Below are 16686 nucleotides of genomic sequence, written 5' to 3'. Positions count from 1 at the left end.
ATGAACCCTCTGACGTCCCTATTACCGACAGGTCCTGTCGCTAAAATCCGCACCTTAAAAACCCTGATCTGGCTAGGTGCAAGCCTGCCACTATTACGTCTACTAATCCTGGGAATGACCGATGATTTAGGTGCCAATCCTGTTGAATTCGTCGAGCGCTCCACTGGCACCTGGGGGCTGGTGTTTTTACTACTTTCTTTAAGTATCACGCCACTCAGACAATGGACGCAGCAAGCTTGGTTGATTGCCGTGCGCCGCCTACTCGGGCTATGGATGTTTGCCTATTCCTGCTTGCATGTGCTGACTTACCTGTGGCTGGATTACAGTTTTGACTGGCCGGATATCGTTAAAGACATTATCAAACACCCCTATGTGCTGGTTGGCGCATCTGCTTTTCTGCTGACTTTACCACTGGCCGCCACTTCTAACCAGCGTGCCATACGTGCACTCAAACAGCGCTGGAAAAGCCTGCATAAACTGGTTTACGTCATCGGGCTATTGGTTTTATTGCATTACTGGTGGCTGGTCAAAAAAGATGTCACTGAACCGGTGATTTACAGCATGGTGTTTGCCGGATTAATGATTGCGCGCTGGAAACTGCATGTTAATCAGGCCAAACGATAGGTATTGATGCCAGATGCCATCCCTATGTTCACTACGCTCTTCCAACAAAGAGCTGATTCCAAGAAGGCATGAGCGTTATTCATAGCGCCTAATCCCTTGTTTAAGCTTCTCATGTGACAGCCGCACGCCTGTATATTTAATTCAGGCTTGACATCATTAACGCCAGGACACATTATCGCAAATATAAAAGAGAGCAATACTTTAGGGACGACTCTCACTAATGATTTTGGGGTGTGTCATTTCAACAACCGACAGGCATAGTGTCTTGGTTGTCGGCAGTTGGATTTACACTGCGGTTGTGAAGGTATCTGATGTTAAAAGTAATTTTCGAGCCCAGCGCGTTCGTTCTGGCCAATCAAGCACTCGCCAGCACGGTTGAAGAATGGCGTTCCTCTTTTGATTCCTCTGGTTTTGGTTTAGCTGCGGAAACCGATCAGCACGGAAATTGTGATGCCTTATTATTTTTTAATCGGGCGAATATCGCTGTTTCAGATAACGATGGACAAATGGTTTCCTCAATATGGACACATTTGCCAGAGCTTATACATGGGCCGTTACAAGGATTACTTTCCCAGCCTTTGCCAGGCGTATCCCAGCGGACCATACAACTCCCTTTACAGCAACTCCAATTACCGCAACTCCCCATACAAAATGTAGATCAGCGCTGGCTTGAGATAGTCACCCACGATTTTTCCAACAGTGACGGCGAGAAGCGCTATTTGTTACTGGTGCGTGAAGTAACGCAAGAACGCCAGTCCGCGCAGGAGTTCCAGCATGAGAAATTGCGCGCTATCGCTTATGAGCGCTTCCAGTTTTCAATGCTGGAACTGGTCCTTAAAGAGCAGGATGCCACCCGTGTGCTGGAAACAATAGCCCGCGATATTGAAGCCATGCATGCGGATATGTATTGCGCCATTGTGCTCACGCAACACCTGGGCAAGCTGGTGCAAACGGTGATTGCGCCGACCTTGCCTAAGGCCATGCTGGAAACCTTGTGCCAGCTGCAACTTGAAACTGACAAAGGGTCGCTGGCGACTGCAATTGCACTTAAACAACGCGTGATTGTGGAAGATGTGATGACGCATCCCAACTGGATAAATCACCGCGATGCAGCCAAAGCTTCTGGTATCCGTGCGGGTTGGGCAGAACCCCTGCTGACAGCGGAGGGTGACGTGCTGGGTGCGTTTGCCATTTACTATCGCCAGCCGCAGACGCCCACGGCAAACGAACAGTCGATGATTGAGCAGGCGGCCAAGCTAGTAAGTATCGTGGTCGACAGGCATTTGTCGCAGGATACGATAGAAGCACTGGCTTACCTGGAGCCGGTGACCGGCCTCCCTAATCGCCGTAAAGCCTACGAGGTGCTTCAACACTTGCAATCACAAGCAGAGACGACTCATCACTGGGGATTGATCTATATTGACCTGGATCACTTCAAGTGGATAAATGAAGCGCATGGGCATACGCTGGGCAGCAATTTGCTATTACAAGTGGCAGAGCGGCTGCAGAAGGTTGCGTCACCACATTTTCTGGCATGTATGGGTGGCGATGAGTTCCTGATATTGCTGTCGGGTCTGTCCGGCGAAGGCGAGAAAGCGCTGCAGCAAGTGTGGGCACTACAGCGCAAACTCAAAAAGGTATTTCAGCGTGCATTTAAAGTCGCCAACCATAAGCTGCAGATCACTGCCAGCATGGGCCTATCCACTTTTACCAGTGCCGATGCGCTTGAAACCGACTTTGTGAAAGCGGTTGATATCGCCATGCATAGAGCCAAACAGGCGGGACGCAACACCGCATGCGTTTACGAAGCCGGCATGCAGACAGAAATTGCTACCCAGATCATGCTGGAAACTGAATTGCGCCAGGCGATCGAGCAGCAGCAGCTGGCTTTGCATTATCAGGTACAGGTTGATCATACCGGTCGGCCGTTTGGTGCCGAGGCCTTATTGCGCTGGCAACATCCAGAGCGTGGCTTTATTTCCCCGTTGCAGTTTATCCCGGTGGCGGAATCCAGCGGGTTAATTATCGATATAGGCATGTGGGTGCTGGATCAGGCATGCGCGCAGATTGCGCAGTGGCAGCAAGACCGTAAAACCAGTGATCTCAGCTTGTCGGTAAACATTAGCGCCCGCCAGTTCAGGCAAGCCAACTTTATTGCAATGGTCAAAAGCTGTATCCAGAAACACCAGATCAACCCGAATGTATTGCGCCTTGAACTGACCGAAAGCCTGTTGCTTGAAAATGTGGATGACGCTGTGAGTATCATGAGTGAGCTGAGTCGCCTGGGGATCCAGTTTTCACTCGATGACTTTGGTACCGGCTATTCTTCGCTGCAATACCTCAAAAAATTACCTTTATACCAGCTCAAGATTGACCGCTCATTTGTCAATGATATCGTTACCGACAGCCACGACCGCACTATTGTGCGCACGATTATTGCCATGGCGCAAAGCATGTACCTCAGCGTGATTGCTGAAGGAGTGGAAACGCCGGAGCAGATGGATTTATTACTGAATAATGGTTGCCGACGCTATCAAGGCTATTTGTTTGGTAAGCCTATGCCGATTGCACAGTTTGATGCCTGCCTGGAGCAGGCACTGGTTTGATGACTGCCCTAATCAGGCTGCATGAATTATGGGTTGGTTGAAACGACAGCAGGCGTTTCAATCAATGTTTCCTTGATTGACCCCCCGGCAGCCTCAACAGGCTCAGTCGCCTTCGGTAAAATTTCCAGCTGGGTGGTACTGGTATTATTGGCAGCTTGCTGCGCATTACTTTCAGCAGTCAGCACGCGGATGATAATACGGTTATTGATGGTCTGCGCCAGATCATTTTCACTGCTGGAAGCAGGCTTGGTATCGGCCAGGCCAATCGCAGAAAGCCGCTTGCTGATCACGCCTCGTGTACCCAGTATCCCTGCCACACGGGCGGCCTGAGTCGCGGTTATTTCCCAGCGTTTTGCCTCTGGGTTAGGATCATCAGCAAACGCATGGCGGTCAATGTGGCCTTCCACCTGTATGGTGCGATATTCGTTTTTCAACACTTCGCTCACCAGTTTAATGACATACGGGCCTTCGTCCGACATCGTGGATTGATCAGCCTTGAACAGCAATTTATTCTGGATGGCAATATCCACCCCAAACTCACCTTGTTGCACGGTGATGGCTTTTTGTTCTATCCAAACGGATAACACGTTGGCCAATTGTTGACCAATGGCGCGCATTTTTTCCATGTCGCGCTGTTTTTTCTCCTGGTACAAATAGCTCAGCGGCAATGGTTTCTTGATGGCGCTCAGGTTTTGCAAAGAGGATGGGTTTTCAGTATTCAGCGATGGCGCTTGGCTAGGATTACCCTGAAAAGCATTCACTACCGAATTGGATAATGTCTGGTATTTGTTCAGGTTAATCGTTGATGTGGCATACATCACCACAAAAAAAGCGAACAGCAGGGTGATGAAATCCGCATACGAAATCAGCCACCTGTCGTGGCTTTCATCATCGTCATCGTAGATCTTACGCCTGTACATCACGACTCCCGCAGGCGCAAATAGGCTTCCAGACGTTCACTGACCAGTTTCGGATTATCGCCTCTGGCGATAGAAACCCAGGCATTCAGGAGCATTTCACGGCGTGAGATTTCATGCTGGATATGGCCCTTTAGCTTATTGGCAATCGGCAGGAAAACCAGGTTGGCCAATGCCACACCGTAGATGGTTGCCACAAAAGCCACCGCAATACCGCTACCGATTTTGGCAGGATCTGAAAGATTTTCCATGACGTGAATCAGACCGAGTACCGCGCCCAGAATACCTACTGTTGGCGCATAACCACCGGCAGCCGACCAGATTTTGGCGGCATCGCGCTCTTGCACTTCAAAGTAATACATATCAATGGCACACACTTCGCGGATGCGGTCAGCCGGTGTACCGTCTACCAGCAATTGCAAGCCTTTGCGTACGAAAGGATCTTGCTCGCGCTTGATCTGGCTTTCCAGGGATAAGACACTTTCCTTACGAGCCTGCAAACTCCATTGGTTAATGCGCTGGGCCAGCTTGTGACGGTCGTCTTCAGGATGTACGAATACCCAGCGCAGCATGCGCAGGCCTTTGATAAATGTTTTCAGTTCGGTTTGCAGCAAGACTGCACCGACCGTGCCCAGCATGACCACCACAAACGCTGACGGTTGCATCAGCGATTTAAGGTGTCCCCCTTCAATCGTTTGACCCAGCACCAGGCCGGCGAGGGCGATAAGCAGGCCTGCCAGGCTACCCCAATCCATCAGGAGACTCCGGTCCAGGATTTGTCACGCATTGACGCACGCAAGCGGGCCACGGCCTGGCTATGCAGCTGGCAGACACGTGATTCTGACACATTCATAATGGCGCCTATCTCTTTAAGGTTCAGTTCCTGTTCGTAGTAAAGGCCCATCAACATTTTTTCTCGATCTGGCAAATTATCGATGGAGTCAATCAACGCCTCGCGGAAATCGCTTTCCAGCAAGGATTTAACCGGGTCATTGCTGTCATCATCCACAAAGCGGTCTAGGAAGTGCTCGCCACCACCATCGTCATCATGAAAATCTTCATAATAAATAAGCTGGTGACCCTGACAGTCGCTCAATACATCATAGTAGTCTTCGAGACTGAAATTCATGTGTTTGGCGATTTCTGATTCGGTAGGCGGGCGGCCCAACTTTTGTTCTAGCTGTTGCACGGCTACTTCGATATCTCGCATGTTTTTGCGGATACCACGCGGCAGCCAGTCGGCGCCACGTAATTCATCCAACATGGCGCCGCGCACACGTTGTGAGGCATAGGTCTCAAACTGCGCACCGTGCGTATCTTCATAACGTTGAATAGCATCCATCAGGCCTATCATCCCGGCCTGCACCAAATCATCGACCTCCACGCAAGAGGGCAATTTTGATTTCAGCTGGTATGCCATTTTCTTGACCAGGCCGCTATGCTGCTTGAGCATCTGGTCAGTATTGTTAGTTTTGCCTTTAGCGGTATACATGTTATCCCTCTTTACTCTAGGCAGCAGCCAGTGACGACGTGCTTACACGTTGATCCAGGCTTCTGGCAATTGCCTTGAATGCCAGTGCAGACTGCGTTGCCGGAGATGGCTCCAGGCCATGGCGGTTTTTCAAGCCATGGGCTTGAATATTTTCTGTCTTTTGTAGCACTTTATTTTCAGGAATAGCGCCCAGAAAACTCAGGGAGATTCCCAGGAACTGCTGGCAGACTTGGTTCAGTCGCATAAAATATTGCTGGCCCTGCTCATGGCTGGAATCCGTCACCACTACGCTTAATGGCAATTGCCCATGCTGCTGGCAAAGGCGCTTGATTGTCATGTAAGCCGATTTAATGGCTGCTTCATTACGCCCCATCTGCAACACTAATGTATGTTGTGCCATCACGGGCAATATCAGGGTCTGGTCAAGCGGATCTAATAATGCTTCTATCATCACGGTATCGTAGTCATACGCAAGTTGATTCACTATACCGTTAAGCTCTGTTTTTAAATCGCCGGATAAGGACGAGGTTAATATGTCAGTTTCAGCCAGCGTCGCCAGATCGTAACCTTGCGGATGCTTGACCACCGCGCGGCTGAGTATGCTTTGGCGCAAAGCCACCGCATGTAGTGTGTATTTTGTCATAGGTCGTTGCTTAGCCTGAATTAGCAACAGACGCTGCCCAGGACCCACCATACTTGCCGCCAACTGGCTGAGCCAGGTTTCAGCAGGCTGGCCATTCGCCCCCATGACGCTGATCACACGTGCTGATGAGCGGGCCATGATACGGCGCAATCCATCAGCCTGGTCATGGTAGTTAAACATGCTGCTGCTCTCCTTGCGCTTGCATCATGCTTGAGATCACCAGCGGCAACTCTTCATCCAGATACTGGTATGGCAGGCTGGCCTGATGTGGTGTTAACACACGTTCTACCAGTGCATGTTTGTTTGCCACTTCAATATCTTCCGGTACACGTTGGCCACTGGTCGTGTAGAAAAGGCGCATACGCTCACGGATCAGCACATCCAGCACATTGCCAATCGCTGCCGCTTCATCCAGTTTGGTGACGATACAACCGGCAATATCATGCTTTTTATAGCTGCGCATCACGTCAGTGAGGGTTTCACCAGTTGAAGTCGCATTCAGGCACAGTAATTTCTGGATTGGTGTTTCAGCACGGCTCAGCATGGATAACTGCTCAGTCACTGCCTGGTCACGCTGGCTGACACCGACGGTATCAATCAGGATCATGTGTTTGCCTTTTAACTCGTTCAGTGCAATTTTCAGGTCTTCTTCATCTTTTACCGCATGTACCATCACACCCAGGATTTTGCCGTAAATACGTAATTGTTCGTAACCGCCAATACGGTAGCTGTCTGTGGTGATCAGGCCCAGGTTTTGCGTGCCATGTTTCATCACATAGCGTGCTGCCAGTTTAGCTGTGGTCGTGGTTTTACCAACGCCAGTCGGGCCAACCAGGGCATATACACCGCCTTTATCCAGCAATGCATCTTCATCATCCAGCGTATGCAGGTTGCGGCTGATCACTTCTTTAGCCCACATCGGTGCTTTTTGTACATCGATATGTTGCGGCATTTTTTCTGCAATCTGGCGTGACAGCGCCGCGCTGAAGCTGGCAGAGAGCAGGGTGCTCAATACTTTGGATTTTGCAGGGCTGTGTTGTAAATGGTGTTGCCAGGTCATGGCGCTCATCTGGGTTTCAAAGTTGCTGCGCATATGACGCATTTCCTGCATCATGGTGAGCATTTTTTCTTCCAGCGTTTGCGTAGCGACCTGGTAGGCCTGCTCTTGCTGTTCGCTGTGCTGTTTGAACAAATCCATGATCGCGTGATCTTTTAATACGGCTTCTTCAGCAGGCGCCGGAGCAGGCGCGGCCACTGGCTGAGGTGCCATCATGCGTGGTGCTGGTTCTTTGCCGTTGACAAATTCGAGCAGACTGCGCGCATCATGGTTAGTCTCTGCTGACTGCTTGCCACCAGAGTTCTCGATATCAGTTTCAAGCATTGCCATAATTTCGGTGCCGCCATTGACGCTGCGGTTGGCCACGATAATGGCGTCTTCGCCTAAGGCTTGCTTGACTTGAGCCAATGCTTCACGTGCATTCTTGCCAAAAAATCTTCTGATATTCATGTTATTGCGCTCCGATTAAACTGGTCACTCGAATGGATTTGTTGTCTGGCAACTCGTCGTGCGACAGCACTCTGAGATGCGGGACAGTCCTTCTTAAAAATCTTGATAAGGCCTGGCGTAGCGGGGCGGCTACCAGCAATACCGGTGTCAGCCCCATTTGCTCCTGTTGTCTGGCAGCCATTTCTGTCTGTTGAGACAGTTTTTCAGCAATGCCAGGTTCAATCACGTTTTGTGCGGATTGATTGTTCTGTAATGCCTGTAGCAGCAAACGTTCCAGCTGTCCGTCCAAGGTCATCGCCGTCACTTCGTCGCTGTAAGGGAATAAATCCTGTACGATGGCACGGCCCAGCTTGACGCGCACCATGGCGGTCAGGTCGTTAGCGTCCTGGCTGTATTGCGCATGGTCAGCCAATGTTTCCAGGATCGTACGCATATCGCGGATATGCACGCCTTCGTTCAACAGGTTCTGCAATACTTTTTGCAATGAAGAAAGCGTAATCAGTTTTGGGACAATCTCTTCAATCAGTTTGCTGGACTCTTTACCCAGGTGATCCAGCAATTGCTGTACTTCCTGGCGGCCCAGCAGTTCACCGGCGTTCAGTGAAATAATATGGTTTAAATGTGTGGCGATCACGGTACCTGCATCCACTACGGTGTAACCCAGGCTTTGCGCGTATTCTTTACGCTCGGATTCAATCCATACTGCTGGCAGGCCAAATGCAGGGTCAGTAGTTTTTGCGCCATCTAGTTCCCCAGTCACTGCACCGGGGTCAATCGCCAGCATCTGGTTGAAATTGGATTCACCACTCGCCATCTCTACACCTTTCATGGTGATGCGATATGCATTCGGTTTTAAGGCCAGGTTGTCACGTATATGTACGGTAGGTGCCAGAAAGCCGATTTCCTGCGCGAATTTCTTGCGGATACCTTTGATCCGTTTCAGCAATTCACCACCTTGCGCTTTATCCACTAATGGAATCAGGCGGTAACCCACTTCGAGACCGACAGTGTCCACTGGCAGTACGTCGTTCCAGGTCGCCTCCTCGGCTTCACTGGCAGGTGCCAGTTTATCTTCCGGTTGCGGTTCCAGAATGGCTTGCAGTTTTGCTTTTTCCTGTTTCTTTTTCACAGAGTAAGCCATGCCGCCCAGCATGGCACCCAGTGCCAGGAAAGCCAGGTGCGGCATGCCAGGAATCAGGCCGATACCGCCGATAATGCCAGCAGTCACACTCAAGACACGTGGATTCTCAAACAGCTGGGTGATCAGCTGACCACCAATGTCTTCGTTGTTGGCAACACGTGAAACCACCACACCGGCTGCGATAGAGATCACCAGTGATGGAATTTGCGCCACCAGGCCATCACCGATCGCCAGCAAGGTATAGTTTTTAACTGCGTCGCCAAAGCTGAGGTCGTGCTGCACCATGCCGACGATCAGGCCACCAACGATGTTGATGATGATCACTAAAATACCGGCAATCGCATCACCACGAACATATTTACTGGCACCGTCCATCGCGCCGTAAAATTCGGATTCCTGGCTGACCTCCTTACGGCGGCGGCGGGCTTCGTCTTCTCCAATCAGGCCGGCATTCAGGTCAGCATCAATCGCCATTTGTTTACCTGGCATTGCGTCTAAGGTAAACCGTGCGCCTACTTCAGCAATACGGCCGGCACCTTTGGTGATTACCGTAAAGTTGATAATGGTCAGGATCACAAACACTACGATACCGACTGCGTAGTTACCGCCAATCAGGAAGTGGCCAAAAGCTTCAATTACCTTACCTGCTGCATCCGGTCCGGCATGTCCTTCGGTCAACACCACGCGGGTAGAAGCCACGTTCAGCGCCAGGCGCAACATGGTGGTCATCAGCAATACGGTTGGGAAAGCGATAAAGTCGAGTGCTTTGGTTGTTTGCAGGCCTATCATCAGCACCAGGATGGACAACGCGATATTAAAGGTGAAAAACACATCAAGCACGATGGCCGGTAACGGCAGGATCATCATGGCCAGCAGCAATACAATAATGAGTGGTGCCGCGACTGCGCGACCATCCAGTTTCCCCATCATTTGTTGCCAGTTATTCATCTATAAGCTCCTTAAACCTTGCTTTAACTATTCAATATCTGTTGCGCTTGGTGGTGTAGCCACCAGAGCGTGTGGATCCAGTGCATCCGGTACCGGCACATTGTCTGGCATGGCCGGACGTACACCACCGTGTTGTCTGAACACGCGCAGCTGGAATACATACGCCAGAATTTCGGCCACGGCCGCATACAAGGCTTGTGGAATTTCGCGCTCTAATTCCGTATGTGCATATAAAGCACGGGCCAGCTTAGGGGATTCCAGTGTCATCACTTGATGTTCAGCTGCAATCTCTTTAATTTTCTGTGCGATCGTATCTACACCTTTAGCCACTACGATAGGCGCGCCATTTTCACCTTCTTTATAACGTACAGCCACCGCATAGTGGGTAGGGTTGGTAATGATGACGTCGGCAGTCGGAATATTGCTCATCATTCTCCTGCGGGCCATTTCACGTTGCTGCTGGCGGATACGGCCTTTCACTTCAGGGCTACCTTCAGCTTCTTTAGCTTCGTCTTTCAGCTCCTGCTTGGTCATCTTATGCTTTTGCGCATACTGATAAAGCTGGTAGGGCACATCAATCACCGCAATCAGCACCAGGGCTGAAGCAATGGTCAGGAAGCCGGTCACCATATAATCGTTAATGGCGCTAATGCCGGATTCCAGCGGCATTTCAGATAAACCCAGCATAGGTTGCAGATCTTTTTTAACGATGGCATAGCCGACTGAAGCCACCAGCACCGTTTTCGCAATCGATTTCACCAGTTCAACGGCTGAGTTTTTAGAGATCAGGTTACTTAATCCTTTAATAGGATTAAGTTTGCCGAAATTAGGCATCAGTGATTTCTGTGACATTACCCATCCCCCCACTAATATAGGAGAGGCTACGGCTACCGCCACAATAATCACTGCCAGTGGCAGGAAGGCCCACATCACTTGCTCGATTACTTTCAATAAATGAGTGATCAGCAGTTCCGGCTCAAACGCCAAGGCCTGGTCAAATCTCAAACCTTGCCTCAATACATCTTTTAATGCCTCACCCATCGGTTTGCCCAGCATCATGATGGCCATCCCACTGGTGAACAATACTGCACAGGCTGCCAACTCACGGGAGCGGGGGATATCACCGTCTTCGCGTGCCTTCTCCAATCGCTTGGGGGACGCGTCCTCGGTTTTCTCCATATCGCTGTCATCAGCTGCCATAACTCACTCTTTGATCTGGTATTCAGAAACACGACAGGTGTTCCGTTAATACATGAGTGATTATTAAGCAGTGAATCATTTTTTTATAGTTCGAATAAAGGGACTTATTGACCGCAATCTAATAGTTATAGAATGATTTGTGTTAATAAATGCAAATATTAAATTTATTTTCCTATTAAAAACAATCACTTAAAAAATAAATGAATTATTTTCAAAGAAAACCCTAAAGTTTTATTTCGTACTGCCGTAAACGAGTTATGACAAAAAGTGCCCGCGTGATTAACCGAATGACGTTTTCTTAGAGAAAAAGCATCTGTTATCGGAATACAAAGGGAAAACTTTAATTATTTTTTGAATTGAAAGAAGATCATCACTGAGAAAATAGAGCTATATTTATTCTAGTTAAACATTAAATAAATATCATAACCTTATGTTTTTTATGGTTATGTGTTATGCCATGTCGGGTTTTGTAAGACAAACACCTACATGGCTGTTTTCGTCCGTCTTACAAAATTAACCGACAAACCCTGATTGTTGGCATCCATGAATGCGCGCAAAGTACGCCTAACGCAAATGCGTACTTAAATTGAACCGCAAATAAATGGAGAAAAGATCATGAATGTCATGCAAAACGATTTACTCGCTGAAATCAAAGATGCCAATCTGAACTACCTGATGCTGGCACAACAACTGATCCGCGCTGATAAAGCCACCGCAATTTTCCGTCTGGGTATCAACAAAGAAATCGCAGACCTGCTGGAAAACCTGACCAACCTACAATTACTCAAACTGTGTAACACAAACATGCTCCTGACCCGCTTCCGTTTTGATGACAGCGAAATCCTGGGTATGTTGACCAGCTACACTAAAGATCCTGCACAAGCACATTTGCACACAGCGGTATTGATGTCCGCTCAAGCAGCAGAATCTACCGTATAAGTTGTCATTCCCATCTGACGATAAATAATAGAAAAGAGGGTTTATCATGCAAAAGAAGAGTGTAGTTAACGAAGCAGAACAAATTAAACTGGCCATGCAAATGATTGAGTTGGGCGCACGGTTGCAATTGCTGGAATCACAAACGACTTTATCTCGTGAGCGTTTGATCAAGCTCTACAAAGAGATGAAAGGTGTTTCCCCACCAAAAGGCATGTTGCCATTCTCGACCGACTGGTTCCTGACCTGGCAGCCAAATATTCACTCCTCCATTTTCTATAATATCTATCGTTTCATGGTGGATTACGCAGGTGTTGAAGGCATACACGCCATTATCAAAGCCTACACACTGTATATCCAGCAAGTGCAAAGCCCAGATGCAAGCCAGACTGAAGAGCCAATCTTGTCTCTGACACGTGCCTGGACCCTGGTTCGCTTTATTGAAAGCAAAATGCTGACAACTAAAGTCTGTCATTGCTGCGGTGGCCAATACATCGTAAACAGCTACGATTTGAACCAGAACTATGTGTGCAACCTTTGCCACGTACCTTCACGTGCCGGTAAAACCAAAAAAGCCAAAGAACTCAGCTACAAACTGGTTTCAATGACAGCTTAAGTGAATGAGTGACTGGTCAGGTTGATGAGTGCAACCTGGTATTGATAGAAAGACACAGCATGCGTTCTATTAAACTTTCGTCAGGGGCGTTGCAGCAAGTTGTTGCACAACGTTCCCTGTCTCAAAAGTTATGGCCACAGAAATTATGGTGTCAGGCATTGCTGATTCAGTGTTTGAGTTTGTTGTTGATTGCGAGCATTGCGCCAGGCGTAATCAACAGCGTATTCGCTTTCGAACTACGTAGCGTCGGATTAAGACTGGACTCGGTCTGGTTCTGGTTAATTCCACATGCATTTCTAGTCAGCCTTATGGCCAGAGCTGCGTTTATGCCGGTCTGGTGGCGCTGGATTCATCTTGTTTTTCCTGTAGCCGTCTTAGTGATGCAGCAGGTTGATATCCCTGCTATGGTCTATCTTGCCGGTTTTGTAGTGACCCTGACGCTTTACTGGTCGGTGCACAATACCCGCGTCCCTTTTTACCCTTCGTTTCCTGCCACATGGCGTGCGATGCATCAAATCCTGGAGCAACATGCCGGTGAACAGCCTTTGCGTGTGCTGGATATTGGCAGCGGTCTTGGTGATGTGTCGTTGTTTCTATCACGCCAACGCACTCAAGACCAGATCGACGGGATTGAGATCGCGCCATTACCCTGGCTGGTGAGCAAGGTACGGTCGATTTTTTCCCACAGGCGTACGCAATTCACGCTAGGTGATTATCGCCAGAGTGACTTTGCACAACTGGATGTAGTGTTTGCTTATTTGTCGCCTGCGGTGATGCCGGATGTATGGCAAAAAGTTCACCGGGAAATGCGACCAGGAAGCCTGTTTGTCAGCTCAGAGTTTCCTGTGCCTGGCTTAACTGCAGGGCGTATTATCTATCCCTCCAATAGCTCTCCTGCACTGTACGTGTATTCCTTGTAACACCCTTTAACTCTGTAGAAGCTGTTTTTTAAAATCACTTGTCAAGCAATGGCTGGCAGCCATTTTTATATTCGAACTTATCCGTATTTAGTGTATGCCGGCAACGGCACGATCAATAATTAACCTGCTAAATCCCTTTTATTTGAAACATTGAAACCAGCTGGCGATTGCTATGCTGTAGGTATTCAATGCTAAAAGTGGAGTAGGGCATGTTCGTTATCATCGGGTATGTAGTCGTATGCGGCATGATTTTCGGGGGCTATGCGCTCGCAGGCGGTCATTTGGGCGCACTGTGGCAGCCGCTTGAAGTCATGATGATTTTTGGCGGCGCGTTTGGTGCGTTTATTGTCGGTAACGACAGTAAAGCCATCAAGGCTACCGTGAAAGCCTTGCCGACCTTATTCAAAGGCTCCAAATACTCCAAACAGCTGTATATGGATTTGCTGGCATTGCTGTTTGAGATCCTGACCAAGATTCGCAAGGATGGCTTGATGGCGATTGAAAAAGACATCGAGGACCCTGAATCCAGTGCTCTATTCAGCAAATATCCGTCCATCCTGCATGACCACCACCTTGTGGAATTCATCACTGATTACCTGCGTTTAATGGTCTCCGGCAACATGGATGCTTTCCAGGTAGAAAACCTGATGGATAACGAAATTGAAACCCACCATATGGAAGGCCATGTACCAGCGCATTGTATCGCCAAGCTGGGCGATGGCCTGCCGGCATTTGGTATTGTGGCCGCGGTGATGGGTGTGGTGCACACCATGGAAAACGTGGCATTGCCACCTGCCGAGCTTGGCATCCTGATTGCGCACGCACTGGTCGGTACTTTCCTCGGTATTTTGCTGGCTTATGGATTTGTTGGCCCGTTGTCCGGACTGCTGGAGCAAAAACTGGAAGAGTCCAGCAAAAGCTTTCAAACCGTGAAAGTGGTATTGCTTGCCAGCCTCAACGGTTACGCCCCACCGATTGCCGTGGAATTTGGCCGCAAAGTTTTGTACTCCACCGAACGCCCTGGATTTACCGAGCTTGAAGAGCACGTGAAACAGGCCAAGTCGAAATAGTTAACCTAGTTATTAATCAGCGCATCGCTGGAGAACATCATGGCAGAAGATCGTGTTGCCCCGATTATTGTAAAAAAGATAAAGAAATCCGGTGGCGGTCATCACGGTGGCGCCTGGAAAATTGCCTATGCTGACTTTGTGACTGCGATGATGGCGTTCTTCCTGTTGATGTGGTTACTGGGCTCTACCTCCAAAGCACAAAAAGAAGGCATTGCCGAATATTTCCAGACACCTTTACACATGGTGCTGATGGGGCCTTCTGTCGGGCAAAGTGATTCTGCACTGAAAAATACCGGCGGCCGCGATGTCACCAAAAAACAAGGACAGGTGAAACCGGTAGATGGCGATCCCGGTAAGCTGAAAACGGTCAAGATCGAAGATGTGAAAGAAGCGTTGAAACGCGCTGAAAAGATCAAGCTGGAATCACTCAAAGCCAAGATTGAACAGGCGATTGAAGAAAACCCGACCTTAAAGCAATTCAAGTCGCAGCTTAAACTGGATATCACCAGTGAAGGGTTACGCATACAGATTATTGATGAGCAGAACCGGCCCATGTTTGAGAATGCCAAGGCGGAATTGCAGCCTTATGCCAAACAGATTCTGCACGAGATAGGTAAAACGCTGAATGGCGTGGATAACAAGATCAGTTTGTCCGGCCATACGGATGCGGCAGGTTATGCCAATGGTGACCATGGCTACAGCAACTGGGAGTTATCGGCAGACCGGGCGAATGCATCGCGCCGTGAACTGATTTCCGGTGGTATGGATGAGACCAAATTGATGCGGGTGGTCGGCTTAGGCTCTGCCATCATGATGGATAAAGAAAATCCATTTAATCCGATTAACCGGCGTATCAGCCTGATCATTATGAATAAAGAAACCGAAGAAGATCTGTTGAAAGACAATGACCAGATTTCAGCCAGCGAAAGTGATCTTTCACAGGTGAAGGCATTACAAAGCAGTTCGCAACAAGAGCCACAAAAAGAAATTGAAAAGAAATAAACATTAAATCAAGGAGCCAAGAAATGAGCGATTTTTACAATGCTTATTTCTTGATTGAAAAACACGGAAATCAGGCAAGATAGGGACCACTATGAAAACATTGCCCATCGAAGAGTTAAGAGAGTTACTGGCTGCAGTTTCTCGCAATGGCAACTGGCATTTGCTGGAAATCGAAACCGATTTACAACAAACGACCTTTTTGCTGAACGAAGCGATTGAAAAACTGAGCGCCAGTTTTATGAATGTCTATGCCCAATTGACGGAGCAGCAAGCCGTCATTCAGTCATTGGCTGACACTGGCAAGCTACACCTTGACCTGGTGCAGCAGTTGCAGGTCTATCAGGACAATATCGGGCAGGAAGTAAACAAGGTTGTGACTGGCATGCAATTCCAGGACATGACCAACCAGCTATTGCAACGCACGATCAATCGTGTCAATGGCTTGAAAACATTATTAGATGAGTTATCCAGCCACCAGTTTCCGATGGCGGCAGAGAACGAGCATGAAGAAATCAGAGATTTCATCATGCAACTAAACCAGAATTTTGATCAAGGTAGCGCCCATCTCACCGGCCATTTACGTAAGTCAGTAAATCAGCAGGATTTGGCGACCGGTGATATCGATTTATTCTAATCACAGCATGTTTAACATAATGAGCGAAAAAGGCGAGTGAAAATGGCGAAGACAATTTTAACAGTAGACGATTCAGGTTCTTTGCGTCAAATGGTTGCGTTCAGTTTGAAAGCCGCCGGCTATGATGTCGTGCAGGCCGTAGACGGACAGGATGGCTTGAACAGGGCCAAGGAAAAGACCGTTGACCTGGTATTGACCGACCAGAACATGCCTGTCATGGATGGCCTGACGCTGATTACCAATCTGCGTAACCTGGCTTCCTATCAAAAAGTACCTATCCTGATGCTGACTACTGAGTCATCAGATGAAATGAAAGCAAAGGGTAAAGCCGCTGGAGCTAATGGCTGGCTGGTAAAGCCTTTTGATCCTAAACGTTTGATCGAAGTCGTACAAAAAGTCATTGGTGCTTAAGCGCCGGTTAAGGGACTGG

16 protein-coding genes are annotated in these 16686 nt (G+C 48.7%); 9 read left to right on the top strand and 7 right to left on the bottom strand.

Annotated elements, in window-relative coordinates:
• On the top strand, positions 1–624 hold the full coding sequence (locus tag LPA26_RS03555; RefSeq protein WP_229007365.1) for a sulfite oxidase heme-binding subunit YedZ: 624 nt from the start codon (positions 1–3) through the stop codon (positions 622–624).
• A 311-nt stretch (positions 625–935) separates the two neighbouring features.
• The gene (locus LPA26_RS03550) at positions 936–3230 is read left to right on the top strand and encodes a bifunctional diguanylate cyclase/phosphodiesterase (protein ID WP_229007364.1); all 2295 of its coding nucleotides are present in this window, start codon (positions 936–938) and stop codon (positions 3228–3230) included.
• A gap of 26 nt (positions 3231–3256) precedes the next feature.
• Here LPA26_RS03550 and LPA26_RS03545 read toward each other — a convergent pair whose 3' ends face one another.
• Genes LPA26_RS03545 through flhB form a run of 7 tightly spaced genes read right to left on the bottom strand, consistent with a single transcriptional unit; the run spans position 3257 to position 11078 of the window.
• Complete coding sequence (locus LPA26_RS03545) at positions 3257–4150, bottom strand: flagellar motor protein MotB (RefSeq protein ID WP_229007363.1); 894 nt, start codon at positions 4148–4150, stop codon at positions 3257–3259.
• Positions 4150–4902: a flagellar motor protein gene (locus LPA26_RS03540; protein ID WP_055824968.1), complete on the bottom strand. Its 753-nt coding sequence runs from the start codon at positions 4900–4902 to the stop codon at positions 4150–4152. Before LPA26_RS03540 ends, LPA26_RS03545 begins: the two co-directional genes overlap by 1 nt.
• Complete coding sequence (locus tag LPA26_RS03535; protein WP_055824965.1) at positions 4902–5639, bottom strand: RNA polymerase sigma factor FliA; 738 nt, start codon at positions 5637–5639, stop codon at positions 4902–4904. The genes LPA26_RS03540 and LPA26_RS03535 overlap by 1 nt, the downstream gene beginning before the upstream one ends.
• A 16-nt stretch (positions 5640–5655) precedes the next feature.
• The gene (locus LPA26_RS03530; RefSeq protein ID WP_229007362.1) at positions 5656–6462 is read right to left on the bottom strand and encodes a hypothetical protein; all 807 of its coding nucleotides are present in this window, start codon (positions 6460–6462) and stop codon (positions 5656–5658) included.
• Positions 6455–7789: a flagellar biosynthesis protein FlhF gene (gene flhF, locus LPA26_RS03525; RefSeq protein ID WP_229007361.1), complete on the bottom strand. Its 1335-nt coding sequence runs from the start codon at positions 7787–7789 to the stop codon at positions 6455–6457. Before flhF ends, LPA26_RS03530 begins: the two co-directional genes overlap by 8 nt.
• Position 7790: 1 nt before the next feature.
• Positions 7791–9878 (bottom strand): flagellar biosynthesis protein FlhA, encoded by a 2088-nt coding sequence (gene flhA, locus LPA26_RS03520; RefSeq protein WP_055824956.1) that lies wholly within the window; start codon positions 9876–9878, stop codon positions 7791–7793.
• Between the two features lie 27 nt (positions 9879–9905).
• The gene (gene flhB, locus LPA26_RS03515; protein ID WP_055824953.1) at positions 9906–11078 is read right to left on the bottom strand and encodes a flagellar biosynthesis protein FlhB; all 1173 of its coding nucleotides are present in this window, start codon (positions 11076–11078) and stop codon (positions 9906–9908) included.
• Between the two features lie 615 nt (positions 11079–11693).
• Here flhB and flhD point away from each other — a divergent pair.
• From flhD to LPA26_RS03480, 7 genes are all read left to right on the top strand, one after another.
• On the top strand, positions 11694–12017 hold the full coding sequence (gene flhD, locus LPA26_RS03510; RefSeq protein WP_055824950.1) for a flagellar transcriptional regulator FlhD: 324 nt from the start codon (positions 11694–11696) through the stop codon (positions 12015–12017).
• A gap of 46 nt (positions 12018–12063) precedes the next feature.
• Positions 12064–12630, top strand: a complete 567-nt coding sequence (gene flhC / locus LPA26_RS03505; protein WP_055824947.1) for a flagellar transcriptional regulator FlhC — start codon at positions 12064–12066, stop codon at positions 12628–12630.
• A 59-nt stretch (positions 12631–12689) separates the two neighbouring features.
• Positions 12690–13550, top strand: coding sequence for a class I SAM-dependent methyltransferase (locus tag LPA26_RS03500; RefSeq protein WP_229007360.1), 861 nt, complete (start codon positions 12690–12692; stop codon positions 13548–13550).
• Positions 13551–13759: 209 nt separating this feature from the next.
• Complete coding sequence (motA, locus tag LPA26_RS03495; RefSeq protein ID WP_055824944.1) at positions 13760–14620, top strand: flagellar motor stator protein MotA; 861 nt, start codon at positions 13760–13762, stop codon at positions 14618–14620.
• A 39-nt stretch (positions 14621–14659) separates the two neighbouring features.
• Positions 14660–15622: a flagellar motor protein MotB gene (gene motB, locus LPA26_RS03490; RefSeq protein ID WP_055824942.1), complete on the top strand. Its 963-nt coding sequence runs from the start codon at positions 14660–14662 to the stop codon at positions 15620–15622.
• Between the two features lie 91 nt (positions 15623–15713).
• Positions 15714–16256, top strand: coding sequence for a hypothetical protein (locus LPA26_RS03485; protein ID WP_055866456.1), 543 nt, complete (start codon positions 15714–15716; stop codon positions 16254–16256).
• Between the two features lie 42 nt (positions 16257–16298).
• Positions 16299–16667, top strand: coding sequence for a response regulator (locus LPA26_RS03480; protein WP_055824936.1), 369 nt, complete (start codon positions 16299–16301; stop codon positions 16665–16667).
• Positions 16668–16686: the final 19 nt, after the last annotated feature.

The organism is Methylophilus sp. Leaf408, assembly GCF_916856905.1.
In the GTDB taxonomy this organism is placed as follows: Bacteria; Pseudomonadota; Gammaproteobacteria; order Burkholderiales; family Methylophilaceae; genus Methylophilus.
This window is presented reverse-complemented; position numbering and strand designations above follow the sequence as displayed.

What these genes read in the sequence shown, in the direction of transcription:
- LPA26_RS03545 (WP_229007363.1), bottom strand. Translation starts at nt 4,150, where the DNA reads ATGTACAGGCGTAAGATCTACGATGACGATGATGAAAGCCACGACAGG.
- flhC (WP_055824947.1), top strand. Translation starts at nt 12,064, where the DNA reads ATGCAAAAGAAGAGTGTAGTTAACGAAGCAGAACAAATTAAACTGGCC.
- LPA26_RS03555 (WP_229007365.1), top strand. Translation starts at nt 1, where the DNA reads ATGAACCCTCTGACGTCCCTATTACCGACAGGTCCTGTCGCTAAAATC.
- flhA (WP_055824956.1), bottom strand. Translation starts at nt 9,878, where the DNA reads ATGAATAACTGGCAACAAATGATGGGGAAACTGGATGGTCGCGCAGTC.
- flhF (WP_229007361.1), bottom strand. Translation starts at nt 7,789, where the DNA reads ATGAATATCAGAAGATTTTTTGGCAAGAATGCACGTGAAGCATTGGCT.
- LPA26_RS03535 (WP_055824965.1), bottom strand. Translation starts at nt 5,639, where the DNA reads ATGTATACCGCTAAAGGCAAAACTAACAATACTGACCAGATGCTCAAG.
- motB (WP_055824942.1), top strand. Translation starts at nt 14,660, where the DNA reads ATGGCAGAAGATCGTGTTGCCCCGATTATTGTAAAAAAGATAAAGAAA.
- motA (WP_055824944.1), top strand. Translation starts at nt 13,760, where the DNA reads ATGTTCGTTATCATCGGGTATGTAGTCGTATGCGGCATGATTTTCGGG.
- LPA26_RS03485 (WP_055866456.1), top strand. Translation starts at nt 15,714, where the DNA reads ATGAAAACATTGCCCATCGAAGAGTTAAGAGAGTTACTGGCTGCAGTT.
- LPA26_RS03540 (WP_055824968.1), bottom strand. Translation starts at nt 4,902, where the DNA reads ATGGATTGGGGTAGCCTGGCAGGCCTGCTTATCGCCCTCGCCGGCCTG.
- LPA26_RS03530 (WP_229007362.1), bottom strand. Translation starts at nt 6,462, where the DNA reads ATGTTTAACTACCATGACCAGGCTGATGGATTGCGCCGTATCATGGCC.
- LPA26_RS03480 (WP_055824936.1), top strand. Translation starts at nt 16,299, where the DNA reads ATGGCGAAGACAATTTTAACAGTAGACGATTCAGGTTCTTTGCGTCAA.
- LPA26_RS03500 (WP_229007360.1), top strand. Translation starts at nt 12,690, where the DNA reads ATGCGTTCTATTAAACTTTCGTCAGGGGCGTTGCAGCAAGTTGTTGCA.
- LPA26_RS03550 (WP_229007364.1), top strand. Translation starts at nt 936, where the DNA reads ATGTTAAAAGTAATTTTCGAGCCCAGCGCGTTCGTTCTGGCCAATCAA.
- flhD (WP_055824950.1), top strand. Translation starts at nt 11,694, where the DNA reads ATGAATGTCATGCAAAACGATTTACTCGCTGAAATCAAAGATGCCAAT.
- flhB (WP_055824953.1), bottom strand. Translation starts at nt 11,078, where the DNA reads ATGGCAGCTGATGACAGCGATATGGAGAAAACCGAGGACGCGTCCCCC.